The organism is Flavobacterium alvei (assembly GCF_002920895.1).
Taxonomy (GTDB): Bacteria; Bacteroidota; Bacteroidia; order Flavobacteriales; family Flavobacteriaceae; genus Flavobacterium; species Flavobacterium alvei.
Window position 1 is genome coordinate 231,913 of record NZ_PQVG01000007.1, and the last position, 24,357, is coordinate 256,269.

The 24,357-nt window shown below is 33.5% G+C and carries 20 protein-coding genes; 5 read left to right on the forward strand and 15 right to left on the reverse strand.

The annotated features are described in order from the left end of the window. Nucleotides 1–56 precede the first annotated feature (56 nt). The 10 genes from C3L50_RS16560 to der all read right to left on the reverse strand — a co-directional run bounded on the left by C3L50_RS16560 (nt 57) and on the right by der (nt 9,447). Nucleotides 57–185: a hypothetical protein gene (locus C3L50_RS16560; RefSeq protein WP_262496695.1), complete on the reverse strand. Its 129-nt coding sequence runs from the start codon at nt 183–185 to the stop codon at nt 57–59. Nucleotides 186–226: 41 nt separating this feature from the next. Further along, a complete protein-coding gene (locus C3L50_RS13395) occupies nt 227–445 on the reverse strand; it encodes a porin (RefSeq protein WP_165784016.1) in 219 nt (72 codons plus the stop codon). 12 nt (nt 446–457) lie between these two features. Next, a complete protein-coding gene (locus C3L50_RS13400) occupies nt 458–976 on the reverse strand; it encodes a hypothetical protein (protein WP_103806686.1) in 519 nt (172 codons plus the stop codon). A gap of 6 nt (nt 977–982) precedes the next feature. After that, nucleotides 983–1,285 (reverse strand): hypothetical protein, encoded by a 303-nt coding sequence (locus C3L50_RS13405; RefSeq protein WP_103806687.1) that lies wholly within the window; start codon nt 1,283–1,285, stop codon nt 983–985. A gap of 86 nt (nt 1,286–1,371) precedes the next feature. Then, the gene (locus C3L50_RS13410) at nt 1,372–1,866 is read right to left on the reverse strand and encodes a hypothetical protein (RefSeq protein WP_103806688.1); all 495 of its coding nucleotides are present in this window, start codon (nt 1,864–1,866) and stop codon (nt 1,372–1,374) included. A gap of 74 nt (nt 1,867–1,940) precedes the next feature. Then, nucleotides 1,941–2,402, reverse strand: a complete 462-nt coding sequence (locus C3L50_RS13415) for a hypothetical protein (RefSeq protein WP_103806689.1) — start codon at nt 2,400–2,402, stop codon at nt 1,941–1,943. A gap of 393 nt (nt 2,403–2,795) precedes the next feature. Then, a complete protein-coding gene (locus tag C3L50_RS13420) occupies nt 2,796–3,281 on the reverse strand; it encodes a hypothetical protein (RefSeq protein WP_103806690.1) in 486 nt (161 codons plus the stop codon). A gap of 84 nt (nt 3,282–3,365) precedes the next feature. Continuing rightward, the gene (locus C3L50_RS13425; protein ID WP_103806691.1) at nt 3,366–6,167 is read right to left on the reverse strand and encodes an outer membrane beta-barrel protein; all 2,802 of its coding nucleotides are present in this window, start codon (nt 6,165–6,167) and stop codon (nt 3,366–3,368) included. A gap of 146 nt (nt 6,168–6,313) precedes the next feature. After that, nucleotides 6,314–8,023 carry an arylsulfatase gene (locus C3L50_RS13430; protein WP_103806692.1) on the reverse strand — a complete coding sequence of 570 codons (1,710 nt, stop codon included), beginning with the start codon at nt 8,021–8,023 and terminating at the stop codon, nt 6,314–6,316. Between the two features lie 113 nt (nt 8,024–8,136). After that, entirely contained in the window at nt 8,137–9,447 is a 1,311-nt protein-coding gene (gene der / locus C3L50_RS13435) for a ribosome biogenesis GTPase Der (RefSeq protein ID WP_103806693.1), read from the reverse strand. Between the two features lie 106 nt (nt 9,448–9,553). Here der and C3L50_RS13440 point away from each other — a divergent pair, with 106 nt between their 5' ends. Both C3L50_RS13440 and C3L50_RS13445 read left to right on the forward strand, forming a co-directional pair. After that, a complete protein-coding gene (locus tag C3L50_RS13440; RefSeq protein ID WP_103806694.1) occupies nt 9,554–10,051 on the forward strand; it encodes a hypothetical protein in 498 nt (165 codons plus the stop codon). A gap of 99 nt (nt 10,052–10,150) precedes the next feature. Beyond that, nucleotides 10,151–11,311 carry an ATP-binding protein gene (locus C3L50_RS13445; protein ID WP_103806695.1) on the forward strand — a complete coding sequence of 387 codons (1,161 nt, stop codon included), beginning with the start codon at nt 10,151–10,153 and terminating at the stop codon, nt 11,309–11,311. Nucleotides 11,312–11,457: 146 nt separating this feature from the next. Here the strand turns inward: C3L50_RS13445 and era are convergent, their stop codons facing one another. Further along, nucleotides 11,458–12,339 (reverse strand): GTPase Era, encoded by an 882-nt coding sequence (gene era, locus C3L50_RS13450; RefSeq protein WP_103806723.1) that lies wholly within the window; start codon nt 12,337–12,339, stop codon nt 11,458–11,460. A gap of 228 nt (nt 12,340–12,567) precedes the next feature. Here era and C3L50_RS13455 point away from each other — a divergent pair, with 228 nt between their 5' ends. Then, nucleotides 12,568–13,566 (forward strand): GntR family transcriptional regulator, encoded by a 999-nt coding sequence (locus C3L50_RS13455; RefSeq protein WP_103806696.1) that lies wholly within the window; start codon nt 12,568–12,570, stop codon nt 13,564–13,566. A 6-nt stretch (nt 13,567–13,572) separates the two neighbouring features. Here C3L50_RS13455 and C3L50_RS13460 read toward each other — a convergent pair whose 3' ends face one another. The 4 genes from C3L50_RS13460 to gldJ all read right to left on the reverse strand — a co-directional run bounded on the left by C3L50_RS13460 (nt 13,573) and on the right by gldJ (nt 19,027). Further along, on the reverse strand, nt 13,573–14,622 hold the full coding sequence (locus C3L50_RS13460; RefSeq protein WP_103806697.1) for a UDP-glucose--hexose-1-phosphate uridylyltransferase: 1,050 nt from the start codon (nt 14,620–14,622) through the stop codon (nt 13,573–13,575). Nucleotides 14,623–14,626: 4 nt separating this feature from the next. Continuing rightward, nucleotides 14,627–15,793, reverse strand: a complete 1,167-nt coding sequence (gene galK / locus C3L50_RS13465) for a galactokinase (RefSeq protein WP_103806698.1) — start codon at nt 15,791–15,793, stop codon at nt 14,627–14,629. A 189-nt stretch (nt 15,794–15,982) separates the two neighbouring features. Further along, entirely contained in the window at nt 15,983–17,266 is a 1,284-nt protein-coding gene (locus C3L50_RS13470; protein ID WP_103806699.1) for a UDP-N-acetylmuramoyl-tripeptide--D-alanyl-D-alanine ligase, read from the reverse strand. 66 nt (nt 17,267–17,332) lie between these two features. Further along, nucleotides 17,333–19,027 carry a gliding motility lipoprotein GldJ gene (gene gldJ / locus C3L50_RS13475; protein WP_103806700.1) on the reverse strand — a complete coding sequence of 565 codons (1,695 nt, stop codon included), beginning with the start codon at nt 19,025–19,027 and terminating at the stop codon, nt 17,333–17,335. A 210-nt stretch (nt 19,028–19,237) separates the two neighbouring features. Between gldJ and porU the strand changes: the two genes are divergently transcribed. Beyond that, entirely contained in the window at nt 19,238–23,065 is a 3,828-nt protein-coding gene (gene porU, locus C3L50_RS13480) for a type IX secretion system sortase PorU (RefSeq protein WP_103806701.1), read from the forward strand. A 37-nt stretch (nt 23,066–23,102) separates the two neighbouring features. Next, entirely contained in the window at nt 23,103–24,266 is a 1,164-nt protein-coding gene (porV, locus tag C3L50_RS13485; protein WP_103806702.1) for a type IX secretion system outer membrane channel protein PorV, read from the forward strand. The last annotated feature ends 91 nt before the right edge of the window (nt 24,267–24,357 follow it).

Below are 24,357 nucleotides of genomic sequence, written 5' to 3' on the forward strand. Positions count from 1 at the left end.
CATATATGATTCCAAAAAAAATAAAACGCCTAAAAAGAAATTAACGATGGTGTTGATTAATAAATCCACTGCAACCTAAATTGCATACTATTGGTAATTCCAGTTACTCCGTTTTTATCTAAATTACTAACTCCATACACCATACCTGCTTTCCAATATTGAGTTGCCCACCAGTTAAGCCCCAAATTATAGCGATTGTTAATACCACCGTGAATATTTCTTGAATCTAAATCTTTTTACCAAAACGAGTAAAAACTTCCCAAGCCCCATATTTTCCTGTAGGTTTTATTCTTCGGGCATAGGCTGCTCTTTTGTCATAAGGGCGTTGCTCTCCGCTCAAAACATAACTTCCTGTTACATAATAACCATTAAATTGTTCGAGTCCAAAATCGGTTGTTGTGGTCCAGTTATGAACGTATTCCATCAAGACAGAAAAATTTTCCAAGCTCCATAATTGTTACATATTTACATTCCATTGATGGTCAGCATTCATATTTCCGGTGTCAACACAATTGTCTGAGACATTCGATTCGTTTTTTCCTTTAAGGCGAATTACACCATTTTCGGCTTCAACGTAGCGAACACCAATTCCGGTATGCATAAATGTTTTTCCTTCGTTTTCCCATTTGGGTAAACCTGTAATTCTAGCCGTAAATGTTGTAGCTCCGTCACCAAGATTTTTTCTGTTTCCTGGCCATTGATTAAAAACTCCAGCCGAAATGGTCATTCTATCTTTCAATAAAAAATGACGATAGATAATTCCATTGTTTCTACTATTGAAAAACGGACTCATCAATCGTTCGAAATGCGGTAAATTGGCAGCATCACCTACCATTTCATAACAAAAAGTTTCTTTTTGTTTTCCGACTTGAAGTTCCGAATTTGATCCAATTGGAATAATAAGTTTAATATCGGTAAATCCAAAAGCCGCTTGATCTCCTTTTCGATCCAATCCTCGGTATTCATAGCTTAACAAATAGCTCTATTTGGTTTTAAAGTTAATTTTTCCGCGAACCATCACTCTGGCACTTCGAATATCCCAACGACTTTCTTGATTGCCTACTTGATCTTTACTATCATTATCTTGAATAACGGCATTGTAATCTAAAATGGGAGCAAAACCCAGTTTGGCCGAAAACCATTTGCTTCGGGTTTTAGAGCAATTCATAATTTTATGCGAAACATCTGGAATAAAATACGATCGAGTCGAATCGGCTAATACTTGTGTTTGGGTATCATCTACATAATCGGTATGTTGTGCTATTGCAGTGTAGTTGCAAAACAAAAAAAGACGATTAGGATAAGGAAAAAACTGAATTTATAATGGATTGATTGTTTCATATTTTGGTATTTTATTTAAAAAAAAACGAATTATTCCCCAAATGATTTAGAAATTCCTGCTCCAAGTGCCCAGCTATCATAGGCATTCCATTTGATATCATAAACTACATTGGCTATAAATTCCCAGCCATTGCGAATTTCTAAACCGTATTCTACTCCCAAACGGGTTAAAGCAAAGTTTTCTTCTTTTGCAAATTCGCCTCCAAGACCTGCTTGAAAAGTAAAATGTTTTCCTGGTTTATAACCACCAACAATTGCACTTGCAAAAGGAGATGATCTTTCTAAAATTTCACCATCCGACGTTTCGACTTTGAAGGATTCGATAATTAAATCGTTGTGCAAACCAATACTCCAATTGGGAGAAAAAACATAGTTATAATCTAACGCAAAGGAAGGAAAAGTGAGCCATTTTCTATCCCCATCTTTACTCCCTTCGCTTATATGGGTATGACCAACAACAAAGCCTAAAGTATGATGCGGTTTGAAAGTTTCATTTTCTTGCTCTTGAGCAAAAGCATTATTCATCAAAAATAATACTAAAATTAAGAAGTGTTTTTTTCATTGTAAATGTTTTTAAATGCAAATTTGATTCTGAATAATTAGTCTCTAAAAACCTTTTTCCAATCGGTCTTCATATCGATTACATGCCATTTATTAGCTTTGGCAGCAGTCAAAGAAACGCTATCTTTTTCGACCACCGCTTTAAAAGGTTGCTTGCTGGCTAAAGCAGGATTAGCAGCCATCATTTTTTTAACCTGATAAAAAGCAAACAACTCTTGCACCAACGGTTTTTCGGTCCAAAGCGTTCCGTCATTATCAAAAGTAGCGATACGATCGGCTTGTGGAATAAAATTCTTGGAGGTAGAATCTACTGCTTCTTTCACAAAACTAATAATTGAATTTTTTAATGCTCCTTCATTCCAAGAAGGTAATGGATCGGCATTAGTCCCTGAAACCTCAATAGCTGTTTGTTTAGATTCTGGACTGTTTTCGCCTTTTTTACAACTGATAAATATTGCAATTGAAACCAAACAAAGTAATTTTGGGAGTGCTTTTTTCATTATTTTTTGGATTTTAAGTTTGGAAAAATAAAATTTAGATATGTAAATCACTCTTAATCAATCAAATATAATAAATAACTAATTTTTTATCATTTATTTCAACAGATGATACGTTTTTTTATTTATACCAAATTCTAATAAAATTTAATACAAACGCACTACAAGCAAACTATTTTCAAGTTTACATTCGAACCTTTTTTTTAAAATTGAAATAATATCCAATTCAAATCACTAAAGTAATAATTTTATTACTTAAAAAAACTTTCATTTAAAAATTGCTGTAATAGTATTTTTTGAAATAGTGTCTAAATAAAAATTCCCAAACACAATCAAATTGTATTTGGGAATTTTATTTAAGACTTTCAAATCTTTAAATCAGATAAAAATTAGGGATTAGTTTTCGCTTCCATTTCCACCATTTCCACCGTCTCCACCTCTATTACCACCATTATCTCTATTTCCTCTGGCTTCTCTCATTTTTTCTCTTGCTGCCTCTTCATTTTCTTTCATTTTTTTGAATTGTTCTGGAGTCAAGATGGCTTTTAATTTATTTTCTGTAATAGTGCGCTCTTCTTGTCTTTTTTGTTGCATTGCTTTTCGTTCGTCGGCTGTCATTTCTTTTGCGCCACCATTCATTCGTTGGTCTCTCATTGCCTGAAGTTTGGCAGTTTGTTCAGCAAGAATTGGTTTGATTTGTTCTTGCTGCTTAGCATCTAATTTCAGTTCGGTTGTCATTCTATCCAACGAAGCTTGATTCCTTTGCTCAGGAGTCATTCGCTCTCTTTGTTGCCCGTTATTCCCTTTTTTTTCTGGTTGGTTTTCTTGTGCAAAAGACGAAATACCAATAACCAATAATGCTGCGATAATTAATTTTTTCATTTTTATTTTTTTTTAAGTTTAGATTTATATGACTATATAATTACAGAATGGTTTAATTGATTAATTATAAATTATTTAAAACAATTAATCCATATTATCCATTCCTCTTCCGCTTCCATTTCCTTCGCCTCCATTACCGCCACCGCCTCTAGCATTTCTAGAACGACCTTCTCTCCCACCAAAATTCCCTAATTTATAAGCCAAAGAAAACATTGCATATCGCTTTAAAACCGTGTTTTCTTCATCACGAATTGTGGTTGGCGATATGGTTCTAGTAGCGCTTTGATTTTGATTTAAGACGTCATAAACTTTTACTTTCAATGTCATTTTTTTAGCCAAAAAAGCATAGGACAAACTCGTATTCCATAAATAAAAATCTTTTTTGAAATTATTTGAGATATTCGAATTGTAAGTATATCCAAAATCATTTCCAAAGACCCAATTTTTAGGCCAATAGTTGGTCGTTTGAATATTAATTCTATGAACAACATTTGAACTCGCTTTTAAAGATGAGTTGGTATATTTAGAGTCGTTATACGACAAACTATAGGAAGGTGAAATGGTAAACAACTCACCGTAATCATAAGCAAAATAAACTCTCGGTGTAGCCCCTAGTCTTTTTGAGGTGTACAAAACGGTATTTGTAAATCCTTTGTCCAAAGAATAACTCCCATTTATACTTAGTCCGTATCGCAAAACGTGAGCTTCCCTTTTTATAGTTTGATTCCAGTTTCCGCCAACTGAAGTGGTATAGGTTCCAGAAATGTTTCTATAAGTGGTGGTCCTTTTACCACTTTGATCATAAACCGAAGTTGAAACTATTTCGTTGTTGAAAAAATCTCCTCTCATAAACAAGGTGTAACCTGAACGAGTTCGCACATCGAAATTCCTATAATTCATATTGAAACTATTTTTTTCGGTTGGATTCAAGTTTGGATTTCCTATTATGGTGCTCAACGGATTAGACAAATTCGCAACAGGCATCAATTGAGTAGATGAAGGAAGACTGCTAGAATAATCATACCTTAACGTAAAAAATTTAGAGCGATCTACCCTATATCTGATTTGTGCTCTTCCAAAAGGTAAAACATATTTCTGGTTCAAATCGGTAATTTTATTAAGGTATAAAGAGTGATTGTCAAAATCTATAATAGAAGTACTCGAATTCAAGTTAAATGTAAAATTATTTTTTTCGAAACTAAGTCCCACTTTTGGTGTAATGGAATTTCGTGTATAGGAAGTATAATTTGTTTGCAAATCATTTAGAGTAGAATATGTTTGAGAAGCAGCATCAAAATCATAAGTTTTGCTGTCGTTCATGGCGTTCTGCCAATCAAAATCAGCACCAATTCGAACACGCAACGAATCTGTAATAGGCTCTGTATATTCAATATCGGCCGAATAAGCACCATAATTATTATTTCCTTTGCTATTTTGATTTCGTTCATCGTTAGGTTTAGACCCTTGATAAAAAATAGTTTTAGAAATATTGAGCGCATCCGATTCGTTATCAGAATTATTATTGCTAAAGACAAAACTTAAATTACGAGATCTCTTTTCGAAAGTTTTATTGAAATTTATTGTGTTTGCAAAATTTGTGGCCGTACTTTCTCTCTGCGATATTCCAGCACTTTCGTTCAATAAAGCGTCATTCTCATCTTTTGAAGAACTAGAAGATGCCGAATTACTATTAGAACGGGTTTGATCTACTCTTGGAGTTACAACCAGCCTCATAGTTGGATTAATTTTATATTCAAATTCAAAATTGGCTTTATTCCCAGTGTTTTCGCTTCTTGCTTTCGAATTAGATTCTGTAAAAAAAGTACTTGTAGGCAAGAAATTGGCCTGATTGGATTTACTTTCATTTTTATTTACCGCATTATCAAAATTATAACTCCCTGATGCTTCAAATTTTTTCGACCATTCATCGTTATAATTAAATCCAATCATATTAGACTCGGTAATTCCCCTTCCTGTTCCCGTTGCTCGGGCATTCCCATTAGCATTTCTTCCTCCTCCCATACTATCAAAAACTTCGTCTTGGGTAAATCCAGTTGAATTGATATTATTGGCTGAAGCCAAAATGCTTATTTTTTGTTTATCCTTAAAGAAATTCAAAATCATACTTGTTTCATAGCGATCATCAGTTCCGTATCCCGCTAAGAATTTCCCAAAATAGCCTTTGTTTTTCTTTTCGTCAATGGTCAAATTGATGCTGGAATAATCTGAACTAGATTCTTGTTTAGACAATTCCTCTTTTTTGGTTTTGTAATCTGATACTTGCACTTTGTTAATAATATCCGCAGGTAGATTTTTCAAAGCGATGGCTCCATCTTTATCAAAAAAAGCTTTACCATTTACTAAAAACTGGTTGACTTCTTTTCCGTTGACAGTTATTTTTCCGTCACTATCTACTTCGAATCCTGGCAATTGTTTCAACAAAACTTCTAAATTGGCATCAGGACGCACCTTGAAAGAAGCCGCATTAAACTCTAAAGTGTCTTTTTTTATTCGAATTGGCGGTGCACTGTTGATTACAACTTCTTTCAATTCGCTTGTATTGTGTAACAAATATATTTTTCCAAAATCCTTGCTTTCCAAAAGCCCATTTTGCTCTTCAGTATATGTCTGATAGCCCATGTAATTGACCTTCAAAAGAATGGCTTTATCATATTTTTTGGTGGCAATTTTAAAAGCTCCATTTTTATCAGTATTGGCATACTCAATAATGGTTGAATCTTTGGCATTCGAAAAATAGACCGTCGCTAACTCTAGCGGAACTTGGGTATTGATGTCATAAACTGTTCCCTTGATGATTACTTCGTTTTGCGCATTGGCAGCATAAACAAATAGAAAGAGAATTAAAAAAGAATAGATTTTAGCCATTGAATAATTTTTATAAAGTATTTAGACTAAATAAATTTCTAAAGGTTTAATTGTAATTTCTACATTTATTTCCAAAATCTAAAAAAGGGATAAAAAAATCCCGATTGCTCGGGATTTAAATTGTTTAAATAAATAAAAAAATGGGGTTAATCACGCTCTTTCCCATTTCCTGGTCCTAAATTAGTTTTATAAAAATTATCATAAAATCCTTTATGATCATGCACATTATTGCTTTTAGCATAATCTTGCCATCTTTTTATTAAATCAGCTTTTATTTCAGGATACAACTTAGATATATCCTTGGATTCGATTGGGTCTTTATCAATATCATATAATTCCCATTCACCAGTTCCAAAAGGGACTGGAAGCCTTAAAATTTTATAGTTTCCTTTTCTGTAGGCTTTCATTTCAAAAAGTTCCCAACCTATTCCGTTTTCATGCAAAACACTAGGATTACCATTCAAAACTGGAACTATAGATTTTCCTATAAATTTGTTAATGACTTTTTTTCCGTTGAATTCGGTAGGTAATTTAGTTTTTGTTAATTCGAGGATAGTCGGAAAAATATCTGTAACATGTATTAATGTATTATTCCACTTGGCTTGACTTTCGGTTTTTGAAGGCATTTTAACAATCAAAGGCGCTTTAATTCCTCCTTCAGAAGTAAATCCTTTGAAGAATCTAAAAGGTGAAGATGAAGCTTTTGCCCAAGCAGGTCCCATTTCAACAAAAGACCCTTTGAGTCCTTTGTTTTTCATAGAATTATCAAAAGTGCTTAAATATTTACCATCAGCATTACCAGGATACGAAGTTGCCATAGCGCCATTGGCTCCATTATCTGACATAAAAATTATCATTGTATTGTCGTATTTTCCTTCTTTCTTCAAATAGTCAAATATTCGTCCAATGCTCATATCCATATAGTCAAGCATGGCGGCATATACCTCCATATCACGAGCAAATTCTTCTCTCTTTTCTTTTGGTAATTTATCCCATTTGGGGATGCTTGGATTAGAAAAAATATCTTTTAAATCTTTTGGAACTATACCCAATTTCTTTAAGTTATTGAAACGCATTAAATTTAAAACATCCCAGCCAGAGTCAAATTTGCCTTTGTATTTATCAAGATAATCTTGGGGAGCCTGCAATGGGTCATGCACTGCTGTAAAGGATTGAAATGCAAAAAAGGGTTTCTTATCATTCTTGTTACGATCAATGAATTTTATAATTGAATCTGTATAATTTCGTGTAGAATAGAAATCCTCTGGCAATTTTACCTCTTTACCATTTCGAGTATAGGTCATAGATTGTGGTGGTGCTAAGGATCTTTGATCATTTGCATGACTTCCTCCTCCTGTTCCAAGTATAAAAGTTTCCTCAAACCCACGTTCATAAGGATTTTGACCTACTCCTTCTCCTAAATGCCATTTCCCAACCATATAAGTATGATATCCGTTTTTATTCAAGATTTCAGGCAGTGTTATTAAATCATTTCGTAAACTTCCTGCATATTCTGGAAGGTTTAATTTATGAAGTTCAGGATAATCCATTTCATGCATAATTCCCAAACCAGCAAAATGATTATCACAACCTGTTAATAATGAAGATCGTGTTGGTGAACAAGTAGGTTGTACATAAAAATTTGAAAAAAGTTGACTTTCCTTAGAAAGACCGTCTATAACTGGAGTACTTATATTACCTCCATAACAACCTATATCACTAAAACCTAAGTCGTCTGCAACAATTAAAAGTACATTGGGTTTTTCTGAAATAGAATCATTATTTTCTTGATTTTTTTTACAAGAAACTAAAGTAAAAATGGCAAAAACAGCAACAGCAATTTTATTAAACTTCATAATTCACTACTAATTTAAATTACACAATACATAAAAACGAGGTAAAAGTAAATATAAATAAGAAACTAAAAAAAATGGATGCAAAAAAAATCCCGATTGCTCGGGATTTTTTTTTATTTCTCTCTGATGTAAATATCGATTGGCACTCCTGAAAAATCCCAATTTTCTCTAATCTTATTTTCAAGATATCTTTTGTATTGCTCTTTAACATATTGCGGCATATTGGCAAAAAACACAAACTGTGGTGTCGCGGTTGGCAACTGCATACAATATTTAATTTTTACATATTTCCCTTTGGTCGCTGGCGGCGGATAAGCTTCAATTACCTTCAACATATATTCGTTGAACTTTGATGTGGCAATGCGCTGTTGTCTGTTTTCATAAACTTTAACAGTTGCTTCCAGTGCTTTCAACAAACGTTGTTTGGTCAATGCCGAAACAAAAAGAATGGGCACATCGGTAAATGGCATCAATTCTTTTCGGATTTTTTCTTCGTAATCTCGGGTTGACATCGTGTCTTTTTCGACCAAATCCCATTTGTTGACCAAAATCACGACTCCTTTACGGTTTTTTTCGGCCAACCAAAAAATACTTTGATCTTGTCCTTCGAATCCACGGGTGGCATCGATGACCAAAATACAAATATCCGCGTGTTCAATGGCACGAACGGAACGCATTACAGAGTAAAACTCCAAGTCTTCCTTCACTTTGGCTTTACGGCGAATTCCAGCCGTATCGACCAAGTTGAATTCGAAACCAAAACGGTCGAATTTGGTATCAATCGCATCACGAGTCGTTCCCGCAATATCTGTAACCATAAAACGATCCTTACCAATCAAGGCGTTGATGAAACTAGATTTTCCAGCATTTGGACGACCTACAACCGCAAAACGTGGCAAAACCACTTCTTCTTTTGCGGGTTCTGGTTTTACTGGGAATGCCTCAATCAAAGCATCCAACAAATCGCCTGTCCCACTTCCTGAAATACTGGCAAAGGTGAAATAATCACCCAAACCTAGATTATAAAATTCGATGGCGTCTTTTTCACGCATCGCATTATCTACTTTGTTTACGGCCAACAAAACGGGTTTTGTCACTTTGCGTAACAATCGGGCAACGGTCTCATCCATTGGCGTGATGCCTTCTTCCACATCTACCACAAAGATAATTACGTCGGCTTCGTCGATGGCCAATTCTACTTGTTTGCGGATTTCACCTTCGAATACGTCGTCACTTCCGCGAACGTATCCTCCCGTATCAATCACGGAAAACTCTTTTCCGTTCCACTCGCTTTTACCATAGTTTCTGTCTCGGGTCACCCCAGATACTGAATCTACAATAGCTTCTCTTCTTTGTATCAGCCTATTAAAAAGGGTCGATTTCCCCACATTAGGTCTTCCTACTATCGCAACAATATTATTCATAATATAAATTCAAATATTTTGCAAAGGTAGTGTTAAATACCATACTATCCATTTTTTTACTATTTTGCATCGTTATTAATCTTTTCGAACCAAAAAAATTACCATTATGGATGCCAATAATGAAATAAGACTTCGCTTGCGTTTTTACAAAGACGTTCCTGGAAACATAGAATCCATTCGTCAAAAATTTGAAAATTATAAAGTAAATTGCACCGAAGATTGCCATCTAAAAATCAAGCACAATCATATTTGGATGAATATGCCTGATGCCAAACGCGAATATTGGTCACCCCATTTGCATTTGGAATTAGAGTCAAAAGACAATAACGAAACTCATATTCGGGGATTGTTTGGTCCAGAGCCCACTTTATGGACGCTTTTTATGTTCCTGCATTTTATGGTGGCGGGAATTTTTGTGATTTTTAGCGCCATCGCCTACTCCAACTATGTCTTGAAACAGCCGACCGCAATGGATTTAATCGTGATGTTGCTGATGGTTTGCGTCTGGTTTTTACTCTATTTCATCGCCAAGCAAATCCGTTTCAAAGGCAACGGACAAATGAATGAATTGGAAAGTAAGTTTTTGGAGATTTTGGAATCCTAAACTACTGATTATACCCAAATCACTTCAAAATTTTTCGTTAAAATATTTTTTTTGGAAAAATACGGAATCTGATTCCATATTTTTCCGTATTTTTACAAAATGATAGTAAGAGACGCAAAACCAAAATTAGAAAGTTTAGCCAAATCGTTCAAAGCCATTGCTGTAATTGGTCCACGGCAAGCTGGAAAAACGACATTGGTTAAAAGTACATTTCCAAATAAACCCTATATTTCTTTGGAAAATCCTGATATCAGAAATTTTGCTTTAGAAGACCCAAGAGGCTTTTTACAAAACATTCCTAATGGAGCAATTTTAGATGAAGTACAGCGCGTACCTTCATTGTTTTCCTACTTACAAGAAATTTTAGATAATAGTAATGAGAAAGGATTGTTTATTCTAACTGGTTCTAACAACTTCCTTTTACAGGAAAACATTTCACAATCATTAGCCGGAAGAGTAGCTTATTTGAATTTATTACCTTTTTCTGTAAATGAATTAGCTTCTGAAAATTTAGTTCCTAAAACTGACGAAGATATATTATTCAAAGGCTTTTATCCTCCTATTTATGACCAAGAAATCAGTCCATTGGACTGGATTCCAAATTATATAAAAACCTACATTGAACGAGATGTTAGACAAATTAAAAATGTAACGGATTTATTAATTTTCGAAAAATTTATGCGTGTTCTCGCAGGCAGAACTGGACAGGAACTCAATTTGACTACTATTAGCAATGAAGTCGGAGTAGATTTAAAAACAATTCAATCTTGGATAGGGATTTTAGAAAGTAGTTTTATTATTTACTTACTAAAACCACATTTCCAAAATTTCAACAAAACAATAGTCAAAAGACCCAAAATTTATTTTTATGACACTGGATTAGTTTGCTCTTTTTTAAGAATTTCAGACCCAATACAATTAGAAAGTCACCCATTAAAAGGAGCTATTTTTGAAACAATGGTTGTAATTGAAATGGTTAAAAAATTCACAAATAAAGGTTTATTCGTTAACCTTTATTTCTGGAGAGACAAAACAGGACACGAAGTAGATATAATTATTGATGATGCTGGAAAATTAATTCCAGTAGAAATAAAATCATCTAAAACAATTAATACTGATTATTTTAAAAACTTAAAATACTGGAATAACCTAAGTAAATTAAACAATTCTATTCTAATTTACTCAGGGGATCAAGAACAAAAACGAAGCGACGGCACATTAATCACTAATTGGAAAAATATAAACCAACTCGATTTTTAATGCCTCTTAGTGATTATATCCTAAACACTTTCGCTTTTTTACCGTTTGGTTTTTGCTCTATTTCATCGCCAAACAAATCCGTTTCAAAGGCAATGGACAAATGAATGAATTGGAAGGGAAGTTTTTGGAGATATTGGAATCGTAAATTATTGATTATACCCAAATCTCTTCAACATATTGGCGTTGCTTCGCCAGTTTTTGTTCACTTTTACATACAATTCGAGGTGAATTTGTTTGCCAAAAAACTTTTCCAAATCGGCACGAGCATCCATTCCAACTTTTTTCAAAGCAGCTCCTTTGTGACCAATGATGATTCCTTTTTGAGTATCGCGCTCCACCATAATTAGGGAACGGATTCGGATGATATTTTCGTTTTCGAAGAATTCTTCGGTTACGATTTCGACAGCGTATGGAATTTCTTTGCTGTAATTCAACAAGATTTTTTCACGAATAGTTTCATTCACAAAGAAACGTTCTGGTTTATCCGTTAATTGGTCTTTTGGATAATAGGCTGGAGATTCGGGTAACAAGGCAATGATTCTTTGAAAAACTTCAGGAACATTAAAATTTTGCAAGGCTGATATAGGATAAATCTCGGCATTGGGAACTTTCTCTTTCCAGAAAGCGACTTGAGACTCTAATTGCTCTTGATTGGAATTATCAATTTTGTTCAATAACAACAAAACCGGGATTTTGGAATGAATAATTTTATTGAAAAAAGCTTCGTCTTTCAGTTCTTGTTCGCCAATTTCGACCATATAAATCAAAATATCGGCATCTTCAAAAGCGGATTTCACGAAGTTCATCATCGATTCCTGCATTTCATAAGCGGGTTTGATAATTCCTGGTGTATCAGACAAAATCAATTGAAAATCTTCGCCGTTTACGATTCCTAGAATTCTGTGACGGGTAGTTTGTGCTTTTGACGTGATGATGGATAATCTTTCGCCAACAAAGGCATTCATTAGGGTTGATTTCCCCACGTTTGGATTTCCGATGATATTTACAAAACCTGCTTTATGCGACATAACATTGTTTTTTATACTAGTAAAAAACCATTCTAGCCGAATGATTTCTTTTGATGTTTCGGTCACAAAGGTACAATCTAAACGACTGATTTCAATAAATAATTTTATTTGAATCAAACGCTCTTCATTGTTTTTTAAAATCTTTAAATCATTTTGACACTACTTTTGAAATTTATTCCGAATTTTACAACACAGTACCTACCAGTTAAATTATAGCTATTCATTTTCATGAAAATAATATCCATCCATAAAAATCGGGGTTTGCCTATTTACAAGCAAATTATTTTTTCTATTGAAAAAGCAATTGAGGAGAAAAGCATCAAAATAAACGATAAACTCCCCTCGATAAACAAAGTTTGTTTAGAGTTTTCATTATCACGCGATACTGTTTTACTGGCCTATGATGAGTTAAAAAAAAGAGGCATTCTGTATGCCATTCCGGGAAAAGGATATTATGTAAAAAGTATTGGTATTACTATAAAAAACAAAGTGTTTTTACTTTTTGATGAGTTGAATGTTTTTAAAGAAGACCTTTATAACTCCTTTATAAAAAATATGGGAACTGATGTTCAGGTTGATATTTATTTTCATCATTTTAATATAAAAGTGTTTCAAAAATTGATTCAAGAAAACAACGGAAACTACACCAAGTATGTCATTATGCCTACCAATCTCAAGAAAATTGCACCAATATTAAACACCTTACCCATTCAAGATGTTTATATTTTGGACCAAACCAATCCTGAATTAGAAAAATTCCCTTCTATTTCGCAAAATTTTGTAAAAGACATTTATGCTGCTTTGCTTGAGGGCAAATCAAGACTAGACAATTATCAAAAATTAATTCTGATTTTCCCTGGATTCCGAGAACCCATCGGCATGAAAATTGGGTTCGAAAAATTCTGCATCGATCATCATTTTGATTATGAAATTATATCCGAATTCAATAAATTAAAAATTAATATTGGAGAAGTTTTCATTATTCCGAACGATAGAGATTTGGTACAAGTTATCGAACAATCAGAAATTGATAATTTAAAAATTGGTCAAGATTTTGGAATAATATCTTATAATGAAACACCGCTTAAAAAAGTTGTTGCCAACGGAATTACCACTATTTCAACCAATTTTGAAAAGATGGGAGAAATTCTTGCTCAAATGATTCTAGAAAACAAAAAGGACCAATTGGAAAACAAATGCCAATTGATCCTTAGAAATTCTTTATAAAAAATACTATCTGTTTTTATAGTGAATATCCGAGCAATCTCTTAGTGTTTCAGCACTTTTTTCGGGAGTAATGTCACGTTGAGACTCTCCCATCATTTCATAACCAACCATAAACTTTTTCACTGTTGCAGAACGAAGCAAAGGCGGATAAAAATGCACATGAAACTGCCATTCAGGATGCTCGTTCCCATCGGTAGGAGCTTGATGAATTCCTGACGAATAAGGAAAAGACGTGTTGAAAAGATTGTCGTATTTTGTTGTCAATTGCTTCAAGATCGTGGCAAAAGCCGTTTTTTCAACAGCTTCAAAATTGGTAATTTTTGTAACATGTCTTTTGGCAACAATCATAGTTTCGAAAGGCCAAATTGCCCAAAAAGGAACCAAAGCCACAAAATGGTCATTTTCAATTACAATTCTTTCTTTTAGTTCTAATTCTTGTTTCAAATAATCTAAAAGCAAATTGCTTTTGTTTTTCTCAAAATACTCACTTAGGCTATTTTGTGTTTTCTCTACTTGTGTTGGCAACGAAGATTGCGCCCAAATTTGTCCGTGTGGATGTGGATTGCTACATCCCATAACACTTCCTTTATTCTCGAAAATTTGAACATGATTGATGTAATCTATTGCCCCTAAATTGGTATATTCTCTTTGCCAAGCTGTGATAACATTTTCGATATCAGAAACTTCTAATTCAGGTAAAGTCAAATTATGATTCGGAGAAAAACAAACTACTCTTGAGATTCCACGTTCCGATTTTGCTCTAAAAAAAGTATTTTCCTCAACCACTTCTTGGTCGATTTCCTCTTGTTTTAAAGCTGCAAAATCATTTTCGAACACAAAAGAATTCTCATATTGGTCGTTTATCGCACCATTTGCCCGAACATTTCCAGGACATAAATAACATTCTGGATCGTATGCTGGCAACGTGTTTGTTGCTACAACTTCATTTTGCCCTTGCCAAGGTCTTTTAGAACGATGAGGAGAAACCAATACCCATTCTTTAATTAATGGATTGAATCTTCTGTGTGGATCTTCGTATATATCAAATTTTTTCATAACCTTATAAAGTGTAAACTGTTGTTCCGTTTCCTATTTTAACATCGTAATTTTTTAATTCTATCTGGAATTTATCGTAATATAATTTCTTGATTTTATCTTTGATTACTTCTTCCTGACCTTTCTTAACCAAATTAATGGTACAACCACCAAAACCACCTCCCATTAAACGGGAACCAATTATAGCAGGTTCACTCTTAGCAAAATCAACCAGAAAATCCAATTCTTCACAGCTCACTTCATATTCTACAGACAATCCGTGATGTGTTTCAAAAAGAAGTTGACCTAAAGCCTCAATATTTCCGTTATCTAACGCTTCGCATGCTTTGGCAACTCTAGCAATTTCATTGATTACAAAATGACATCTGGTATAAACTTCTTCTCCAAGTTGGTCCTTCAAAGCTAGAAGTTGCTCTTCAGTACAATCTCTAAAACTTTTTACTTCTGCGAAATTTTTCTTCACCAAAGCAATTCCGTTTTCGCAATCTTGTCTTCGCTTGTTATAGGCTGATGTAACCAAAGAATGTTTGACATTGCTATCTAATAAAATCAATGAATAATCCCCAAAATTGGCATTGTGATATTCATATTCTAATGTTTTACAATCAATTTTAATTACTTTGTTTTCTAATCCTAAAACACTGGAAAACTGATCCATAATTCCACAATTTATCCCTACCCAATGTTCTGCTTTTTGCCCCATCAAAGCAATATCAATTGGCTTTATATCCAGTTGATACAATTCTTTGACCCCTTTTATGAAACCACATTCTAAAGCTGCAGATGAAGAAAGTCCAGACCCAGTTGGGATATTGCTACTAAAAACACAATTAAGACCTTCAAATTGAAAGCCATTCAATTGCAATTGGTTGACAACTCCACGAATGTAATTAGTCCAAGTGACATCACTCAAACTAATTTTTTCTGAGAAATCAACACTAAATTCTTCGTTTAAATCTAAAGCGATTATTCGGGAAGTATTGGTTTTGCTCTTTTCGAATGCAAAACATATTATTTTATCTATGGCAGCAGGCAACACAAATCCATCGTTATAATCGATGTGCTCGCCTATTATATTGATTCTACCTGGAGATAAAATTACTTTTTCTGGTTCTTGACCAAAATATTTTTGAAATGATTGAATGGTTTTTGCAATTAACGCTGTATTCATGATATTAATTTTTCACTTGAATTATACTCACAAAAATAAACTTTTTTATAGCTAATGCCTAACCAGTACCTACCAGTTTATTTATTTTTTACAACCACTTCTAACTTTTAAAATAGCACTCTTAAAAACAAAAAACGCCGTTATAAAAATACAACAGCGTTTTAGAAAAAAAATTAATATTCTTTTTTATTACAAAAAATTCAATGTTCGCTCTAAAGCCATTCCTCTAGAACCTTTTATAAGAATGGATCTGTTTTCCATTTTTGTAGTTTGTAAATATTCTGAAAAAGCGTCAAAAGTTTCAAAAAAGTAAAAATCATTTTTATCTGTTTTATGGGCATAAAACTCTTTTCCAACAAAGTATAAAGTAACATTTTGGGTGTCTAAAAGCGAATTAACAATAACTTTGTGCTCTTCTTGACTTTCTTGTCCCAACTCAAACATATCGCCCAAAATCATAATCTTATTCGAATTATCTAATTGCAAAAAATTCTCGATTGCAACAGCCATACTACTTGGATTGGCATTATACGCATCCAGAATAATCTGATTAGTTCCTTTGGTAATCAACTGAGAGCGATTATTTTCGGGAATATAACTTTCTAGAGCTTCCTTAATAGCAATTTCTTCAACACCAAAGTATTTACCGATTGTTAAAGCTGCATTGATATTATTGGCATTGTACAAACCAATCAAATGGGTTTGAATAATATGGTTTGAATATTGAATTTCTACAAAAGGATTTGCAGCAATAGCACTAATATTTACATTCGCATTTTCCTTATTTATACCAAAAGAATACGATTTTAATGTCTTGGATTTTTCGACTTGGATTTTATCTTCTAAATTAATGAAAGCCAATTTGCCGTTGCTTGAAAGATAGTGATACATTTCACTTTTACCTTTAATAACTCCTTCAACACCGCCAAAACCTTCTAAATGTGCTTTTCCAAAATTAGTAATATACCCAAAATCGGGTGTTGCAATTTCGCATAGAAATTCAATTTCTTTTTGATGATTGGCGCCCATTTCTACAATTCCAATTTCGGTTTCAGAAGTAAACGACAATACTGTCAACGGCACTCCAATATGATTGTTTAAATTGCCTACGGTTGCTTTGGTTTTGAACTTTTTAGAAAGAACAACGTTTATTAATTCCTTTGTTGTGGTTTTTCCGTTGCTTCCTGTTAGCGCAATTATAGGTAATTTCAAATATTGACGGTGAAATTTTGCTAATTCTTGCAAAGCAATTAAGCTGTTTTCAACCAAAATAGTTCTTTCATCAATACAATAATTTTCATTATCAATTAACACATAGGAAGCACCTTTTCCGAGTGCTTCTTTGGCAAAAGTATTGGCATCAAAATTATCGCCTTTGATAGCAACAAATAAAGAATTCGATTCAATTTTACGAGTATCAATCGAAACCGAATTGCATTTTAAAAATAAACTATGAATGTATTTTATATCCATCCTAAACCGATTTTAAAAAATAAAAGCCCTAATCAAAGGGCTTTTACTACTATTATATATAAAAAATTAATTTCTGGCAGATTTTCTTTTGTCTGATTTTGCACCAACTCTAGACATTGCGCATCTAAATCCGATATAATCTGTTGCCATATCTTGTGGAAAATATCTTCTTTGTGCAGGATCTAACCAATAAGCTCTATCTCTCCAAGAACCTCCTTTATAAACTCTTACATTATCGTTTATTAGAGTAGTTCTTTTATTGTTTTTATCATATTTTCTAACCATTTTACCAAGACTATCAACGCTCACAGTGTGGTTAGGAGAATTATACATTTTTTTATCGTCTTTTTCTTTCTTAGCATCAGACTCTGAATCTCCAAAATTAAAATATCTTGTCGATTGTTTATCACCATCTCTATAATTGGTATTGTCACTCTTGTCAAAATTTTGCCTCAAATAGGTTTCGTTTTCATCAACTGGAACTTGAGCTATTTGACCTGGTAAAGCAGTTGCTACTTTTTTACCATTGCTTAAAGTGGTATATTGAATACTATCGGATTTAATGATAACAATTTTTCCGTCTTTACCAATTTTATTTTTGGTGTATTGGTTTCCTCTAAAATAATTAAAGTCATTAGCTTCGTTATCTACAATTGGTCTGTAAACGTCCATAACCCATTCGGCTACGTTTCCTGCCATATCATATAAACCAAAATCATTGGCTGGATATTTTTTAACTTCATTTGTAATATCAGCACCATCATCAGACCATCCTGCTATACCACCATAATCTCCATTTCCTTGTTTGAAATTGGCCAATTGATCGCCTTTACTTTGTCTTTTTCCTGATCGAGTATAACTTCCAGACCAAGGATATTTTTTCTGACCTTTGTAAATATTATATTCTCTTTGTCCCACATCGGCGGCAGCTGCATATTCCCACTCAGCTTCAGTAGGCAATCTGTATTCTGGAAGCACAATTCCTGATGAACGTTGTGCATAAATATTTGTTGGCGGAACAACTTTCCCATTTTTTGGTGCTTTTGGTTGCTTTACGCCTCCTTTTTTGTTAGCATATTTTCCAGGTAAAACAATATCTTGATTCCCGCCATAAACCGATGTTGGTGAATTTAAATAGGTTTCGGTATTAAAATTGGCATCTGCTGTTACATCATTTGTCTTAGCTCCTTTTTTAAGATAGCCATTTTTTTCTAACAAGGCTTCGTTTACACGTTCTGTTCTCCATTTACTAAATTCAACGGCTTGAACCCAATTTACTCCTACTACAGGATATTTAGCATATGAAGGATGTCTTAAATAATTATTAGTCATTGTTTCGTTATAACCCAATCTATTTCTCCAAACCAATGTGTCTGGAACAGCACCTTCATATATGTCTTTATAACTCTCTTCTGTAGGAGGAAATACTTTTTTGGTCCAATCCAAATATTCTAAATACATTGCATTGGTAACTTCTGTTTCATCCATATAAAAAGACTGCACATGCTGTTGAACTGGAGTATTATTCCAATCATGCATTACATCATCTTCTACTTTACCCATTGTAAAGGTTCCTCCTTCTACAAATACCAATCCAGGGCCAGCTTCTTGCTTTTTTGAAGTGCCTTTTTTACTATCTACATTCCATCCTGTGCCTTGTGAAGTATTTTTTGAGCTAGATTTTTTACTGCAACTAGCAAAACCAACAATCAAAATCATTGATAACATCAAACGTAAGGCCATAATTTTGTTTACTTTCATACTCTTTAGTAGGTGATAATTTCTGAGGTGCAATATAATAATTAACCATTAAACCGCAACAACATTTTTTATTTTATAAATTGATTCTTGAATTCTTAGGTAAAACTCACAATCCAAACGCAAATTTATACTATTTATTATTAGAATTACATGAAATGATATATTTTTACTCGCCGTAATATTTTACAAATTATTGCGTTAAACAAAACAATGAGAAAAACACTTTTGGTTTATTTAATCCTAATTCCTTTTGTTTCTTTTGCGCAAATAAAAGGAAACATAACCATTGAATGGCTTGAAAAAAAAGAAATGTTTGTAGGCAACTCTAAAATTATTATACCAAAATTTATTGGAAATAGTTATCATTACGACCCTTCAAAAAAATCACTTTTTTTTATTCTAAGCCTATCTGAATCAAACTATTCAAACGAAAACAACATTCAACTATCAAATATTGTTTATGAGTCTTTATCTGCTTCTCAACTTGGAGATTTAGACCCTGAAAACATTACAAAAAACCCATCAGCCGCATTAAAAATCAACAAATCTAGAGACCTTACACAAGGTTTTTTAGTTTTATCCCCTATTATCAAAGATGAATTTGGGTACAAACGAATTAAATCTTTCTCTTATTCTATAAGTGGCAATAACTCTTCAAGAATTGCACAAACTACAAAAACAAGTGCCTTAACTAACTCTATATTATCTTCTGGAGATTGGTACCAATTTTATGTTGAAAAATCGGGAGTTTATAAAATTTCAAAATACTTTTTACAGCAATTAGGACTTAATGTAAGCGGAATCGACCCTAAAAAAATAAAAATTTACGGAAATGGCGGCAGAATGTTACCCCTATCGAATGCGATATTTTATCCAACGGATTTAACCGAAAATGCTATTCAAGTAATTGGAGAAAGTGATGGCGTTTTTAACTCTGAAGATTACATTTTATTTTATGCCGAAGGTGTCGATACTTGGAACGAAGAAAGCCAAACCAATGTTAACTTATTCGACACAAAATCCTATTATTATGTAACTGTTCAAGGAAATGAAGGAAAAAGAATCTCAAATATGAATCAACCAACAGGAAATAGCACGTTGAGTTTGAACACTTTTGACGACCATCAATTTCACGAATTAGACCTAGTAAACATTGGAAAATTGGGCAGACAATGGTTTGGAGAAGTTTTTGATGTCAATCAGGACCAAGAATTTTCGTTTAATTTTCCAAATATTGATACAGCAACGCCCATAAAAATGAGTGTAAACACAGCTTCTGTAGCATACACCAATACATCTTTCAAGGTATCGGCAAACGGGCAAGACCTAGGAACAATGTCCTTTCCTCCGCTTGTTCAATATTCAGGAATTCAATTTAATAACAACTCATTATCAAATATTTCATTCCCAAGTTCGGAAAGCGTAAAAATTAAATTATCCTACAATAATAATGCTGTTCCAGGTTCAAAAGGGTATTTAGACAAAATTATGCTTACCGCCAAGAGGAAACTGCAAGGCTACGGAAAACAATTTCAATTTCAATACGATTTATCGAAGTCGAGTTTAGGAATAGTAAATTATGACATTTCGAATGCAAATGGAATTTCACAAATTTGGGATGTTACAGACCTATATAATGTAACCAAGATTGAAAACACAAATCAAGCTTCAATTTCTTTCAAAGCAAATTTAGGTGAGATCCGAAAATATGTAGCCATTGATGCCCTGGATTATTACACCCCTTTAAAAACTAGCAAAACCAAAATTGCGAATCAAAACTTAAAAGGAACTCTTTTCAAGAATGCTCAAGGTCAGATTCAAGATATTGATTATGTGATAATAACTCCAGCATTCTTAGCATCACAAGCCGAAAAATTGGCCAATTTTCATCGTTCTTATTCTAAATTGAATGTCAAAGTAATACAACTGGAATCAATTTATCAAGAATTCTCCTCGGGCAAGCAAGATATTGCCGCTATTAGAAATTGTATTAAATACATTTATGACAATGCTTCGACATCTGAAAAAAGAATAAAATATGTCAATCTTTTTGGAGACGCTTCCTATGATTATAAAAACCGAACTTCAAACAATACTAATATTGTACCTATATATCATGCATTAAATAGTAATACTACCGGAGAATCCTCCTATGCATCGGATGATTTTTATGGTTTAATGGATGCTAGCGAAGGAAATATTGGTTCTTTCTTTGGCGGAATAGACATTGCTGTTGGAAGAATGCTTAATAATGACGCTTCTCAAGCAGAAGAAATGGTAAACAAAGTAATTGAATACCACGATGTAAAATCATACGGAAGTTGGAGAAATAATTTTGTTATGATAGCCGATGATTCCGATAAATCCTCAGATGCTAGCTTGCAATACAGACAAAACAATTTGGCCGATAAAATCACTTTTGAAAAACCTTTTCTTAATGCTAATAAAATATTACTAGATTCTTATACACAAGAGGCATCAGCTGGAGGATCCAGATACACAAAAGCTCGTACTGATTTGTTTAGCGCATTCGAAAAAGGGGCTTTGGTTTTTAATTATTTAGGCCACGGTGGCGAAGATGGTTTGGCTAGCGAACGACTTTGGGAAAAATCAGACGGACAAAACTTAAACAACCAATACAAATACCCATTATTCATAACCATAACTTGCGATTTTTCGAGATTTGATAATCCTTCACGACCAACAGCAGGCGAATATACTTATTGGAATCCAAAGGGAGGAGCAATATCAATGATCACTACTATCCGAGAAATAGGACAGTTTAGTGCCGAAAACTTCAATGATGTTTTGGCTCAAAATTTATATTCCTACGGCTCTAACCAATACACTTCGATAGCCGATGCATTACGAATTTCAAAAAACAGCAACCCAAATTCATCTACCAATGTAGTGTTTTACATTGGCGACCCAGCAATAATGCTTGCCATTGCTAAACCAAAAATAAGACTTACAAAAGTAAATGATGTTCCTGTTTCACAACCCATTGATGATTTCAAGTCATTAGCAAAAATGAAAATATCGGGTGAAATAACCGATGAAAATAATATTCCACTAACCAATTATAATGGAGAACTATTCACAGCAATATTTGATAAATTCATAACTAGATCCACCTTAAACAATGATGGAAACAGCCCTGTAATTCCATTTACAACACTTGGAGAAACCATCTTTAGAGGGAATGCTTCGGTGGCAAACGGTCAATTTGAATTTAGTTTTATTGTGCCAAGAGACATCCGAATCCCATTAAACAATGGAAAAATTAGTTTCTATGCTAAAAAAAATCAACAATTCGAAAATCAAACAGGTTATGACACCAGCATAAAAATAGGTGGAATAAATGAAAATGCGGTTGCAGACAATATTAGTCCAAGAGTGAAGTTATATATGAACGATGAAACTTTTGTTTCAGGTGGAACAACAAATGAATCTCCGTTCTTAGTTGCAAATCTTGAAGACGAAAGCGGCATCAATACTGCTAGCGGAATTGGTCACGATATAATTGCCATTTTAGACGGAGATGTTGACAATCCGTATATCTTAAACGATTACTACCAAACCGATTTGAATGATTTCACAAAAGGAACTTTGCTGTTTCCACTGCGAAATTTAGCCGTAGGCTTACACACCATAACTTTCAAGGCTTGGGATGTTTACAATAATCCAATTACTGCCGAGATTCAATTTGTGGTAGCAGGAAACGATTCGATAACCTTAACTCATGTGTTAAATTATCCTAATCCTTTTGTAAATTATACTGAATTTTGGTTTTCACACAACAAACCTTTTGAACCTTTAGAAGTTCAAGTTCAAGTAATGACCATTACTGGAAAAGTGGTTTGGACACGTAATCAAATCGTTACTAATGAAGGTTTTCTATCAAAAGACATCACTTGGGACGGCAAAGATGACTTTGGAAACAAAATAGGAAAAGGAGTTTACGTGTATAAACTCACCGTTAAATCGAACATAACAAACACGAAGACCGAAAAATTTGAAAAACTTGTAATACTTTAATTAAATACTATATTTGTCCAATTATTATTTTAAACCAATGAGAAAAATATCTTTACTTTTTGTGTGCTTATTTATTGCAATCTATGCAAAAGCTCAGGAAAATGTTATTACCACAGCAGTTCCGTTTCTATTAGTTAGTGCCGATGCCCGATCAGCGGGTATGGCAGATAATGGAGTAGCTTCTTCTGCTGATTCCTATTCACAACAATGGAATCCGGCGAAATATGCATTTGCAATAGAAAAAACAGGTTTCTCTATAAGCTACACCCCATATCTTACTGATTTAGTAAATGATATTTCTTTAGGACAACTTAACTATTACAATAGAGTCAATGAAAGAAGTGCTTTTGCAGGAAGTTTTCGCTTTTTTGGACTTGGTGATATCGAATTACGTGAAAACGCTGACGACCAACCCAGAGTGGTTTCTCCAAGTGAATTTGCATTTGACGGATCGTATTCCTTGAAATTAAGTGATAAATTCTCGATGGCCGTTGGAGCAAGATACATTAATTCTAATTTAAAAGTAGCCTCAGATGTAGGTGACGCATCCTCAGCAAGTGCATTTGCTATTGATGTTGCAGGTTTTTTCCAAACCGAAGAATTACCATTCAGCGATTTCAACGGAAGATGGAGAGCTGGATTCAATATTCAAAATTTAGGACCAAAACTAAGCTATGATAATACTGAATTTAGCAGCAACTTTTTACCCGCTAATTTAAAATTGGGTGGTGGATTCGATTTTATATTGGATGATTACAACAAAGTAGCCGTAAATTTAGAAATAAGTAAGCTATTGGTACCAACACCACAAGACCCAGATTTAAACGGAGATGGAACAATTACACCCGATGAAAGAAATCAAAACAATCAAGATTACCAATCTATCGGATGGCTTCAAGGTGCTTTACAATCTTTCTCTGATGCACCAGGTGGTTTCAGTGAAGAGTTAAAAGAAATTACCTATTCATTAGGAACTGAATATCTATACCAAGATTCATTTGCTTTAAGAGCAGGTTATTTTCACGAAAATAAAGATAAAGGTGCAAGACAATTTTTCACTCTTGGTGCAGGTTTTAGATACAATGTTGTAAAAGTCGATGTTTCTTACTTATTTTCTACATCTAAAGTTAAAAACCCTTTAGAAAACACCTTAAGATTCTCACTTACATTTAATATTGGTGACAAATACGATGAATATTAGCCAATAAATAAAACAACTATAAATCCAAATTTCTCCTGAACCCTCTGGAAAAATTTGGATTTTTTTTCCAATAATACGTATGAAACGCGCA